The sequence below is a fragment of the Pseudomonas sp. R11-23-07 genome (assembly GCF_003852295.1).
GTDB lineage: Bacteria > Pseudomonadota > Gammaproteobacteria > Pseudomonadales > Pseudomonadaceae > Aquipseudomonas.
This window is the reverse complement of record NZ_CP027761.1, coordinates 3,859,360-3,871,195: the sequence shown is the minus strand read 5'-3', so window position 1 is coordinate 3,871,195 and position 11,836 is coordinate 3,859,360. Positions and strand designations below refer to the sequence as shown.

Here is an 11,836-nt window from a genome sequence, read left to right as displayed (position 1 = left end):
TCATGGCTATCAAGGTTTTATTGGTTGAAGACGATCGCGCCCTGCGTGAAGCATTGGCTGACACGCTGCTGTTGGCGGGCCATGACTACCGCGCGGTCGGCTCTGCCGAGGAGGCCTTGGAGGCGGTGCAGCAGGAGGCGTTCAGCCTGGTGGTCAGCGATGTGAACATGCCCGGCATGGACGGCCACCAGTTGCTCGGCCTGCTGCGCGCACGCCAGCCGCAATTGCCGGTGCTGCTGATGACCGCCCATGGCGCCGTGGAGCGGGCCGTGGACGCCATGCGCCAGGGGGCGGCGGATTATCTGGTCAAACCGTTCGAGCCCAAGGCGCTGATCGAACTGGTCGCCCGGCATGCCCTGGGCGTCATCTCGGCGGTGGCGGGTGAGGGCCCGATCGCCTTCGAACCGGCCAGCGCGCAATTGCTGGAATTGGCGGCCCGTGTGGCACGCAGCGATTCCACGGTGTTGATTTCCGGCGAGTCCGGCACCGGCAAGGAAGTGCTGGCGCGCTATATCCACCAGCAATCCAGCCGTGCCCAGCAGCCGTTTATCGCGATCAACTGCGCGGCGATCCCGGACAACATGCTCGAAGCCACCCTGTTCGGCCATGAGAAGGGCTCGTTCACAGGGGCTATCGCGGCCCAGGCCGGCAAGTTCGAACAGGCCGATGGCGGCACCATTCTGCTCGACGAAATTTCGGAAATGCCCCTGGGCCTGCAAGCCAAGTTGCTGCGCGTGTTGCAGGAGCGCGAAGTAGAGCGGGTGGGCGCACGCAAGCCGATCCAGCTGGACATCCGCGTGGTCGCTACCACCAACCGCGACTTGGCGGGCGAAGTGGCGGCGGGGCGCTTTCGCGAAGACTTGTTCTATCGCCTGTCGGTGTTCCCGCTGGCCTGGCGCCCGTTGCGCGAACGCCCGGCCGATATCATTCCCCTGGCCGAGCGCCTGCTGAACAACCACGTCAAAAAAATGAAACACGCCCAGGCGCGGCTGTCGGCCGAGGCCCAGGCCTGCCTGGTCGCTTACCCCTGGCCGGGGAATGTGCGCGAACTGGACAATGCGATCCAGCGCGCGCTGATCCTGCAGCAAGGCGGCTTGATCCAGCCCCAGGATTTCTGCCTGGCCATGGGCAATGGCGTGGCGCCGTTGCCGAGCCTGGCGCCGGCACCGGTGCTTGCCGAAGCCGAATCGGCCGGCGCCTTGGGCGATGACCTGCGCCGGCGCGAATTCCAGATGATCATCGACACCCTGCGCGCCGAGCGCGGCCGCCGCAAAGAAGCGGCCGAGCGCCTCGGCATCAGCCCGCGCACCCTGCGCTACAAGCTGGCGCAGATGCGCGACGCGGGCATGGATGTGGAAGCGTATCTTTTCGCCACCTGAGCAAAGCCTAGGCTGACAGGGTTTGTCGGCTTTTCTTACGAGTCGCAACGAAGCTGGCACCCTTGTTGCACCTCCCCTGGTAACCGCTGCGTAGTGTCAAAAAATTGCGGGTCGTCGGAGAGAGAAGGTCATGAGCCAGGGTATTGAGTTCAATCGGTTGATGTTGGATATGCGCTCCATGCAAATGGATGCCATGGCTCAACCGAAATCTGTCGCGCCAGCGCCGGAATTGGGCCAAAGCAGTTTTGCCGACATGCTCGGTCAGGCAATCAATAAAGTCAGTGATACCCAGCAGGCGTCCAGCCAGTTGGCGACCGCGTTCGAGATCGGTAAAAGCGGCGTGGACCTCACCGATGTGATGGTCGCCTCGCAAAAGGCCAGTGTTTCCTTCCAGGCCTTGACCCAAGTGCGTAATAAGCTGGTTCAGGCTTACCAAGACATCATGCAGATGCCGGTTTAAGGGCGAGATTTAAGTCATGGCAGAAGCAGTCGTGGACAACGTACCCGCCAAGACAGACGGCAAGCCGCCGCTGTTTGGCCTGTCGTTCCTGGAAAACCTCTCGGAAATGACCATGTTGCGTCAGGTGGGCCTGATGGTCGGCCTGGCTGCCAGCGTGGCGATTGGTTTTGCCGTGGTGTTGTGGTCGCAGCAGCCTGATTACCGGCCGCTGTACGGCAGCCTGGCGGGCATGGATTCCAAGCAGATCATGGAAACCCTCGCCGCCGCCGACATCGCCTACACCGTGGAGCCCAACTCCGGTGCCTTGCTGGTCAAGGCCGACGATGTGGCGCGTGCGCGGATGAAACTGGCGGCCGCCGGCGTCACGCCGTCCGACAGCAATATCGGCTTTGAAATTCTCGACAAGGACCAGGGCCTGGGCACCAGCCAGTTCATGGAAGCCACCCGCTACCGTCGCGGCCTGGAAGGCGAACTGGCGCGGACCATTTCCAGCCTGAACAACGTCAAGGGTGCCCGCGTACACCTGGCCATCCCGAAAAGCTCGGTGTTCGTGCGTGACGAACGCAAGCCGAGTGCCTCGGTATTGGTCGAACTGTTTTCCGGCCGCTCCCTGGAGCCTGGCCAGGTATTGGCGATCGTCAACCTGGTGGCCACCAGCGTGCCGGAGTTGAGCAAGTCGCAGATCACCGTGGTCGACCAGAAGGGCAACCTGCTGTCCGACATGGCCGAAAACTCCGCGCTGACCCAGGCCGGCAAGCAGTTCGACTACAGCCGTCGCATGGAAAGCATGCTCACCCAGCGCGTGCATAACATCCTGCAGCCGGTGCTGGGCAACGACCGCTACAAGGCTGAAGTGTCCGCCGACGTGGACTTCAGCGCCGTCGAATCGACGTCCGAACAATTCAATCCGGACCAGCCCGCCCTGCGCAGCGAGCAGTCCACCAGCGAACAACGCACCGCCAGCAACGGCCCGCAAGGTGTACCGGGGGCCCTGAGCAACCAGCCACCGGCACCGGCTTCCGCCCCGCAAACCACCGGTGGCGCCGCTGCCACCGCTGGTGCGATTGCAGCCGGCCAACCGCTGCTGGACGCCAACGGCCAGCAGATCATGGACCCGGCCACCGGCCAGCCGATGCTCGCGCCGTACCCGGCGGACAAGCGTAACCAGTCCACCAAGAACTTCGAGCTCGACCGCTCCATCAGCCACACCAAGCAGCAGCAGGGCAAGGTCAATCGCCTGTCGGTGTCGGTGGTGGTCGATGACCAGGTCAAGGTCAACGCCGCTGACGGTGCCGTTACCCGTGCGCCATGGAGTGCCGACGAATTGGCGCGCTTTACCCGCCTGGTGCAGGACGCCGTCGGCTTCGACGCCAGCCGTGGCGACAGTGTCAGCGTAATCAACATGCCGTTCTCCGCCGAGCGCGGCGAAGTGATCGCCGACCCGGCGTTCTACACCCAGCCGTGGTTCTGGGACATCGTCAAGCAAGTGCTGGGGGTGTTGTTCATCCTGGTGCTGGTATTTGGTGTGCTGCGGCCGGTACTCAACAACATCACCGGGCATGGCAAGAAACAACTGGCCTTGGCCGGTAGCGACGTCGAACTGGGCGGCATGGGCGGACTGGATGGCGAACTGGCCAATGACCGCGTCAGCCTGGGCGGCCCGCAAAGCATCCTGTTGCCAAGCCCGAGCGAAGGCTATGACGCTCAGTTGAACGCAATCAAGAGTCTGGTGGCAGAAGACCCGGGCCGTGTGGCCCAGGTCGTGAAAGAGTGGATTAACGCTGATGAATGATCGAGTCGCTGTTGCCAAGCTCTCCCGGGTCGACAAAGCCGCCGTGCTGCTGCTGTCGTTGGGCGAGACCGACGCCGCCCAAGTGCTGCGCCACATGGGCCCCAAAGAGGTCCAGCGCGTCGGCGTGGCCATGGCGCAGATGCGCAATGTGCACCGTGAGCAAGTCGAGCAGGTGATGAGCGAGTTCGTCGAGATCGTCGGCGACCAGACCAGCCTGGGCGTCGGCTCCGACAGCTATATCCGCAAAATGCTCACTTCGGCCCTGGGCGAAGACAAGGCCAACGGCCTGATCGACCGCATCCTGCTGGGCGGCAACACCAGTGGCCTCGACAGCCTGAAGTGGATGGAGCCGCGCGCGGTCGCCGACGTGATTCGCTACGAACACCCGCAGATCCAGGCGATTGTCGTGGCCTATCTGGACCCGGACCAGGCCGGCGAAGTGCTCGGCCACTTCGACCATAAAGTGCGCCTGGACATCATCCTGCGCGTGTCGTCGCTCAACACCGTGCAGCCGGCGGCGCTGAAAGAACTCAACACGATTCTGGAGAAACAGTTCTCGGGCAACTCGAACGCCTCGCGCACCACCCTGGGCGGGATCAAGCGTGCAGCCGACATCATGAACTTCCTCGACAGCTCGGTCGAAGGCCAGTTGATGGACTCGATCCGCGAGATCGACGACACCCTGTCCGGCCAGATCGAAGACCTGATGTTCGTGTTCAACAACCTCGCCGATGTCGACGACCGTGGCATCCAGGCGTTGCTGCGCGAAGTGTCGTCCGACGTGCTGGTGCTGGCCCTCAAGGGCTCGGACGAGGGCGTCAAGGAAAAGATCTTCAAGAACATGTCCAAGCGTGCCTCCGAACTGTTGCGCGACGACCTGGAAGCCAAGGGCCCGGTGCGCGTCAGCGACGTGGAAACCGCGCAGAAAGAAATCCTCACCATTGCCCGCCGTATGGCCGAAGCCGGAGAAATCGTTCTCGGCGGGAAGGGCGGCGAAGAAATGATTTAAGGCGCCCCGCATGTCGAACAAAGATGAGACGCCCAGCGACCTGATTCGCGCGCGGGATGTCGGCGGGTTCGACATCTGGTCGTTGCCCAGCTTCGACCCCCACGTGCCGGAGCCAGAACCTGAGCCGGTGGAGGAACCGCCGGCACAGATGGAAGAAGTGCCGCTGGAAGAAGTCCAGCCGCTGACCCTTGAAGAGTTGGAAGCCATCCGCCAGGAGGCTTACAACGAAGGCTTCGCGGCCGGTGAAAAAGACGGCTTTCGCAGCACCACCCTCAAGGTTCGCCAGGAAGCCGAAGAAGCCCTCAGTGGCCAATTGGCCAGCCTGGAGCGCTTGATGGGCAACCTGTTCGACCCCATCGCCGAACAGGACGCGCAGCTGGAAAAATCCATGGTCGGCCTGGTGCAGCACATCGCACGCCAAGTGATCCAGCGTGAACTGGTGCTTGATTCCAGCCAGATCGAAAGCGTGATGCGCGAAGCCCTCAAGCTGCTGCCCCTGGGTGTCGGCAATGTGCGGCTGTACATCAACCCGCAGGATTTCGAGCAGGTCAAAGCCTTGCGCGAGCGCCATGAAGAAACCTGGCGCATCGTCGAGGACGCGGCGTTGCAGCCCGGTGGCTGCCGCGTCGAGACCGAGCACAGCCGCATCGATGCCACGGTGGAAACCCGCATCAGCCAGATCATGACCAAATTGCTCGACCAGTTGCATGAGCAGGTGCTGCACCCGGCCGAGCCTGACCTTAGCGTTGACCTGGACGCCACCGATGCGCCTTGACCGCACCAGCTTCGCCAAGCGCCTGGGCAGCTACGCCGAGGCCACCGAGTTGCCCGGCCAGCCGATCCTTGAAGGGCGCCTGTTGCGCATGGTCGGCCTGACCCTTGAAGCCGAGGGCCTGCGTGCCGCCATGGGCAGCCGCTGCATGGTGATCAACGACGACAGCTACCACCCGGTGCAGGTCGAAGCCGAAGTGATGGGCTTTTCCGGCAACAAGATTTTCCTGATGCCGGTGGGCAGCCTCGCCGGCATCGCCCCCGGCGCCCGCGTAGTGCCGCTGGCCGACACCGGGCGCCTGCCGATGGGCATGAGCATGCTCGGCCGCGTACTCGACGGCGCCGGTCGCGCGCTGGATGGCAAGGGCGGCATGAAAGCCGAGGACTGGGTGCCGATGGACGGCCCCACTATCAACCCGCTCAACCGCAACCCCATCAGCGTGCCGCTGGACGTGGGCATTCGCAGCATCAACGGTTTATTGACGGTCGGTCGCGGCCAGCGCCTGGGCCTGTTCGCCGGTACCGGTGTGGGTAAATCGGTGTTGCTGGGCATGATGACGCGCTTTACCGAGGCCGACATCATCGTGGTCGGGCTGATCGGCGAGCGTGGCCGTGAGGTCAAGGAATTCATCGAGCACAGCCTCGGTGAGGAAGGGCTCAAGCGTTCGGTGGTCGTCGCCTCGCCGGCGGATGACGCGCCGCTGATGCGCTTGCGTGCGGCGATGTACTGCACGCGCATCGCCGAATATTTTCGCGACAAGGGCAAGAATGTCCTGTTGCTGATGGACTCGCTCACCCGTTTCGCCCAGGCCCAGCGCGAGATCGCCCTGGCCATCGGCGAGCCGCCGGCGACCAAGGGCTATCCGCCGTCAGTGTTCGCCAAGCTGCCCAAGCTGGTGGAGCGGGCCGGTAATGCCGAGGCCGGCGGGGGCTCGATCACCGCGTTCTACACCGTGTTGTCCGAAGGCGATGACCAACAGGACCCGATTGCCGACTCGGCGCGGGGCGTGCTTGACGGGCACATCGTGCTGTCGCGGCGCCTGGCCGAAGAGGGGCACTACCCGGCCATCGACATCGAGGCGTCCATCAGCCGGGTGATGCCGGCGGTGGTCACGCCGGAGCACATGGCCCGCGCGCAATACTTCAAGCAGCTGTGGTCGCGTTATCAGCAGAGCCGCGACCTGATCAGCGTTGGCGCCTACGTGGCCGGCGGCGATCGCGAGACCGACCTGGCCATTGCGCTGCAACCGCAGTTGGTGACCTACCTGCGCCAGGGGCTGAACGACAAGATCAGCATGGGCGAAAGCGAAGCGCATCTGCAGTCCATCTTCGCCCCCGCGCCAGGCGGCTAAGCCATGGCCAACAGTCGCGCCGCGCGCCTGGCCCCGGTGGTGGAAATGGCCGAAAAGGCCGAAAAGACCGCTGTGCAGCGCCTGGGCTATTTCCAGGGCCAGGTGCGCCTGGCGGAAAGCAAGCTGGGCGACCTCGAGCGCTTTCGCCTCGAGTATCAGCAACAGTGGATCGAGCGCGGCAGCAAGGGCGTGTCGGGCCAATGGCTGATGGGGTACCAGGGCTTTCTCAACCAACTGGAAACCGCCGTCGGCCAACAGCGCCAGAGCCTGGCCTGGCACCAGAACAACCTCGACAAGGCGCGCGAAAGCTGGCAAGCGGCGTTCGCCCGCGTCGAAGGTTTGCGCAAGTTGGTGCAGCGCTATCTCGACGAAGCGCGAGCCCTCGAGGACAAGCGTGAGCAAAAGCTGCTGGATGAGCTGTCCCAGCGCCTGCCCCGCCAGGAACAGTTCTAACCAGGGAAACAGGGCACATTTGAAATGCTGTGTTGCTCACATCCAGTTCAGCTGCTACACCTTGTGTCTAGTGCCAATGACAAGGAAGCAGTCACATGTCGATCGAGCCAGATGTATCCCTGGATGGGAAGAAGTTGACGATCACGATCAAGGGCCGATTCGATTTCGGCAGCCACCAGGCATTTCGTGATGCCTACGAGCGGTTCTATAAGGTGCCTGAGTCGTACGTCGTGGACCTGAAAGAAACCACGTATATGGACAGCTCGGCTCTGGGCATGCTTCTGCTGCTGCGGGACCATGCCGGTGGCGATAATTCAGACGTGCGCGTGACCAACAGCAACACGGACGTGCGCAAAATCCTCGCCATTTCCAATTTCGACAAGCTTTTCGATATCTCGTGAGAGTCCTGGCGCCCTTATCCGAGCCGCTGACCATCCTGATTGCCGAAGACAGTGCCGCCGACTTGCTGTTGTTGTCGACCATCGTGCGGCGTCAGGGTCACCATGTGCTCACCGCGACCAATGGCGAGCAAGCCGTTGAGGTGTTTGCGCGCGAGCGCCCGCAGTTGGTGTTGATGGACGCGATGATGCCGGTGATGGATGGTTTTCTCGCCGCGCGCTGGATCAAGCAATTGGCGGGCGAGCAGTTGGTCCCCATCATCTTCCTGACCTCGCTGCGCGAAAGCGCCGCACTGGCCGAGTGTCTGGACGCCGGCGGCGACGATTTCCTGCCCAAGCCCTATAACCAGTTGATTCTGGCCGCCAAGATCAACGCCATGGACCGCCTGCGGCGGCTGCAAGCCACGGTGCTGCAGCAGCGTGACCAGATCGCCCGTCACAACGATTACTTGTTACATGAGCAGCGCACCGCCAAGGCCGTGTTCGACAAGGTCGCGCATTCGGGTTGCATCAACGCGGCGCCGAATATCCGCTACCTGCAATCGCCCTATGCACTGTTCAACGGGGACCTGTTGCTGGCGGCCTATACGCCGTCCGGCGACATGCACGTGTTGCTCGGCGATTTCACCGGCCACGGCCTGCCGGCGGCCATCGGTGCCATGCCCCTGGCCGAAGTGTTCTATGGCATGACCGCCAAGGGCTATGGGCTGACGCAGACCCTGCGCGAGATGAACGCCAAGCTCAAGCGCATCCTGCCGGTGGACATGTTCTGCTGCGCCACACTGTTGTGCCTGAGCACCGAGCGGCGCGTGGTGGAGGTGTGGAACGGCGGCATGCCCGAGGGCTATGTGCATGAGGTCGCTACCGGCAAGCGCACGCCGTTGATGTCGCGGCATCTGCCGTTGGGCGTGCTGTCGGCCCAGGCATTCGATGACAGCACCGAAGTCTGGCCCATGGCCCTGGGCGACCGGGTGTTCCTGCTCTCCGATGGGGTGCTGGACACCGCCGACGCCAATGACCAGTTGTTCGGCGCCGAGCGTTTGCAGCAGGTGTTTGCCGCCAACCGCGAGCCCGACCGCTTGTTCGAGGATATCGAGCAGGCGCTGGCGGCATTTCGCGGTGAGGCACGGGACGACGTCAGCATGGTTGAAATCACCTTGCTGTCCGGCCAACCGCTGCGCGTGGCGGAACCGATGTATTCCGACAGTGGCCAGTCGTGCCCGCTGAATTGGTCGGTGAGTTTTGAATTTCGCGCGCAGACCCTCAGGCGCTACAACCCATTGCCCTATCTGCTGCAATTACTGTTGGAGGTCCACGGCCTGCGTGAGCAGAGCGGTGCGCTCTACACGGTGATGGCCGAGTTGTATGCCAATGCCCTCGAACATGGGGTACTGGGGCTGGATTCACAGCTCAAGCAAGATGCCGAAGGGTTTGCGCAGTACTACCGCCTGCGCAACGAGCGGCTGGCGCAATTGAACAGCGGCCATATCCGCATACATGTGCAGGTGTCCCCGACTGCAAAGGGCGGCAAGATGACGTTGCGTGTCGAGGACAGCGGGCCTGGCTTCGATGTTGACGAGGTGCTGGCGCGGCCGCTGGATGCTGACCGTCTGTCTGGCCGCGGCTTGAGCCTGGTGCGTCAACTTTGCAGCGCGGTACGCTGGTCCGATGGCGGGCGCAGTGTCTGCGTGGAGTTTTGCTGGGAGGCTCTGGCATAATCCGCCGATTCTTGATCAAGGAGCGAGCAAGTGGCTGAGATTCATCTGGACCCCGACGTGCTGTCGGGCTTGCAGGAGGTGATGGAGGACGAGTACCCACGGTTGCTGGAGACCTTCCTTCATGACTCCGAAGAGCGCGTCACCGCCTTGCGCAAGGCGCGTGATGACGCCAAGGCACTGGGGCGCATCGCCCATAGCTTCAAGGGTAGCAGCGGCAACCTTGGGGCGGTGCGACTGGCGCAGTTGTGTCAGCGCCTGGAAGTGGAGTCCGTTGGCACGACGGCGGACCTCGGGGCCCTGGTCGATCAGATCGATCATGAGTTTGCCCTGGTCCGGCCGCTGTATGAGTCGGAGCGGCAGCGCTTCAGTCTCTGAAGCACTTCAAACCGCGATTTAGCTGCCCTGGGCGACTTGGCCCGACTCTTGCTCTATCTCTGGATACTGCATCCCCGACCCCCATGCAGTGGAGACCTTTACCTATGCCAGTCGCCCCTAATTCGCTCCTTCAGGCTGCCCCCGCGGCCAAGCCTCAAGCGCCTGCCGCCACCCCTGTGGCAGCGGCTGCGGACCCACGGGACAAGGGCCCTGGCTTCGCTCAAGTGTTCGCCAACCAAGGCGCCAAACCTGCCTTGAAAACCGCCGAAGCCCCAGGCAAGTCGGCGCCGACGGCAGCCGGCGATCAATCTGCCGCCAGCACGCCGGCGGTTGCCGATAGCGGCAATCCCTTGCCTGCCAAGCCGGCCAAGGCCGACGAGGACGCCGCCGACACAGCCGCCGACCCGTCCCTGGCGCAACAGCCGCCGGCTGATCCGCCGGTCGACCCCGCGCTGATCGCCACGGTCACCCCCGTTGCCGTGCCGGTGGAAACGCCAGCGCCTGTGGCGGTCGTGGAAGATGACAAGCCCCAGCCGGCCGCCGCCGCCCCCGTCGCAGTGGTCGACACGGCCAAATCACCCGCCTTCGACCCCGAAGCCGACCCATTGGATGCCATGCCCGCCGTACGCTTGGCGATGGAGCAGGGCGGTCATGTGTCGGCCAGCAGCCAGGCGCCGCAGAAAACTGCGCCAGCCACGCCTCTGGATCAACCGACCGCCGCGCAGAATTTCGCGGCAGGCCTGGCCACTATGGTCGATCAACAAGCCACCAAGGACAGCACTGACCAGGGCGGCGACAAAGCCTTCGGCGCGCTGATCGATGACGGCCTCAAGGACCTCAAGGACGCCAGCAGCGACACCCGCGTGGATGACTTCGCCAACCGCCTCGCCGCGCTGACCCAGGCCGCCACGCCGAAAACCGCCAACGCCTTGCCGCCGGTGACCAACGCCCCGCTGGCCATGCACCAGAGCGGCTGGACCGAAGAAGTGGTCAACCGCGTGATGTACCTCTCCAGCGCCAACCTCAAGTCGGCCGAAATCCAGCTGCAGCCGGCCGAACTGGGGCGCCTGGACATCAAGGTCAACATGACGCCCGACCAGCAGGCCCAAGTGAGCTTCATGAGCGGCCATGCGGTGGTCCGTGAAGCGCTGGAAAGCCAGTCCGGGCGCCTGCGCGAGATGTTCGCCCAACAAGGCATGGGGCAGGTGGACGTGAATGTGTCCGACCAGTCTCGCGGGCAGGAGCAGCAGCAACAGCAGAGCCAGGCGCGGGGCGTGAGTGGCGGCCGCAGTAGCGCTGGCGAGGTTGCCGACTCTGGCGAAGTTGCGGCCGCCGTCGCGCCGGTGGTGAGCAGTGTGATCGGCTCCAGCGCTGTCGACTACTACGCCTGACCCAAGCCGAACAGAGATCAAAATGTGGGAGGGGGCTTGCTCCCGATTGCGGTGTATCAGCAACAGATTTGTTGAATGACACACTGCTATCGGGAGCAAGTCGAATCGTCGCACCGCCCCTCCCACATTTTATTTGTGTTGTCCTGTCGTCCTGATGCCAGACAACTCTGGCATAACACTTGCTCTTGCCTTTCCGTAGATCTATGAATCCCAGAATAGTGACGGATTATTGGCATGGCGAAGAGCGACGACGCAGCAACTCCCCCCGCAGGCAAAGGCAAGCTCAAGCTGATCCTGCTGATTGTGCTGGGCCTGCTCCTGGCCATTGGCGCCTCGGTGGGTGGCACCTGGTACATCATGCACAGCAGTGCCAGCAAGCCGGCTCCCGCTGCCGACGCCGCCACTAACGTCAAGCAACCGGCAATCTTCGAGCCGATGCTGCCGGCGTTTGTCGCCAACTACAACCAGAACGGTCGCCAACGCTACTTGCAGGTGAGCATCACCTTGCTGGCGCGCAACCAGGCGGACCTGGACGCGCTCAAGGTGCACATGCCGGTGATCCGCAACAACCTGGTGATGCTGTTCTCCGGGCAGAGCTTCGACAGCCTGGCCACTGCGGTGGGCCAGGAAATGCTGCGCCAGAAGGTCACTGCCAGCGTGCAGGAAGTGGCCCAGAAAGAGCTCGGCAAAGTCGTGGTCGAGCAGGCGCTCTTCACTAACTTCGTATTGCAGTAGGAC

Annotated in this window: 12 protein-coding genes; all 12 read left to right on the top strand. The window is 63.3% G+C overall.

Annotation, left to right across the window (positions count from 1 at the left end; genetic code table 11):
• Positions 1 to 2: 2 nt before the first annotated feature.
• The 12 genes from C4J84_RS17690 (at position 3) to fliL (ending at position 11,833) form a co-directional block, all read left to right on the top strand.
• The gene (locus tag C4J84_RS17690) at positions 3 to 1,379 is read left to right on the top strand and encodes a sigma-54 dependent transcriptional regulator (RefSeq protein ID WP_124367848.1); all 1,377 of its coding nucleotides are present in this window, start codon (positions 3 to 5) and stop codon (positions 1,377 to 1,379) included.
• A gap of 130 nt (positions 1,380 to 1,509) precedes the next feature.
• Positions 1,510 to 1,839 (top strand): flagellar hook-basal body complex protein FliE, encoded by a 330-nt coding sequence (fliE, locus tag C4J84_RS17685; RefSeq protein WP_017134937.1) that lies wholly within the window; start codon positions 1,510 to 1,512, stop codon positions 1,837 to 1,839.
• Positions 1,840 to 1,855: 16 nt separating this feature from the next.
• Positions 1,856 to 3,631 carry a flagellar basal-body MS-ring/collar protein FliF gene (gene fliF / locus C4J84_RS17680; RefSeq protein ID WP_124404858.1) on the top strand — a complete coding sequence of 592 codons (1,776 nt, stop codon included), beginning with the start codon at positions 1,856 to 1,858 and terminating at the stop codon, positions 3,629 to 3,631.
• Complete coding sequence (fliG, locus tag C4J84_RS17675; protein WP_057721344.1) at positions 3,624 to 4,640, top strand: flagellar motor switch protein FliG; 1,017 nt, start codon at positions 3,624 to 3,626, stop codon at positions 4,638 to 4,640. The genes fliF and fliG overlap by 8 nt, the downstream gene beginning before the upstream one ends.
• Before the next feature lie 10 nt (positions 4,641 to 4,650).
• Positions 4,651 to 5,415: a flagellar assembly protein FliH gene (gene fliH / locus C4J84_RS17670; protein ID WP_124407820.1), complete on the top strand. Its 765-nt coding sequence runs from the start codon at positions 4,651 to 4,653 to the stop codon at positions 5,413 to 5,415.
• Positions 5,405 to 6,763: a flagellar protein export ATPase FliI gene (gene fliI, locus C4J84_RS17665; protein ID WP_124363780.1), complete on the top strand. Its 1,359-nt coding sequence runs from the start codon at positions 5,405 to 5,407 to the stop codon at positions 6,761 to 6,763. The genes fliH and fliI overlap by 11 nt, the downstream gene beginning before the upstream one ends.
• A 3-nt stretch (positions 6,764 to 6,766) precedes the next feature.
• Positions 6,767 to 7,216: a flagellar export protein FliJ gene (gene fliJ, locus C4J84_RS17660; RefSeq protein WP_124363779.1), complete on the top strand. Its 450-nt coding sequence runs from the start codon at positions 6,767 to 6,769 to the stop codon at positions 7,214 to 7,216.
• Positions 7,217 to 7,311: 95 nt separating this feature from the next.
• Positions 7,312 to 7,617, top strand: coding sequence for an STAS domain-containing protein (locus tag C4J84_RS17655; RefSeq protein WP_124367845.1), 306 nt, complete (start codon positions 7,312 to 7,314; stop codon positions 7,615 to 7,617).
• A complete protein-coding gene (locus C4J84_RS17650; protein ID WP_124371418.1) occupies positions 7,614 to 9,332 on the top strand; it encodes a fused response regulator/phosphatase in 1,719 nt (572 codons plus the stop codon). The genes C4J84_RS17655 and C4J84_RS17650 overlap by 4 nt, the downstream gene beginning before the upstream one ends.
• A 30-nt stretch (positions 9,333 to 9,362) precedes the next feature.
• Positions 9,363 to 9,707: an Hpt domain-containing protein gene (locus tag C4J84_RS17645; RefSeq protein WP_124367843.1), complete on the top strand. Its 345-nt coding sequence runs from the start codon at positions 9,363 to 9,365 to the stop codon at positions 9,705 to 9,707.
• A gap of 104 nt (positions 9,708 to 9,811) precedes the next feature.
• Positions 9,812 to 11,098, top strand: coding sequence for a flagellar hook-length control protein FliK (locus C4J84_RS17640; RefSeq protein WP_124435825.1), 1,287 nt, complete (start codon positions 9,812 to 9,814; stop codon positions 11,096 to 11,098).
• A gap of 234 nt (positions 11,099 to 11,332) precedes the next feature.
• The gene (fliL, locus tag C4J84_RS17635; RefSeq protein WP_124363774.1) at positions 11,333 to 11,833 is read left to right on the top strand and encodes a flagellar basal body-associated protein FliL; all 501 of its coding nucleotides are present in this window, start codon (positions 11,333 to 11,335) and stop codon (positions 11,831 to 11,833) included.
• The last annotated feature ends 3 nt before the right edge of the window (positions 11,834 to 11,836 follow it).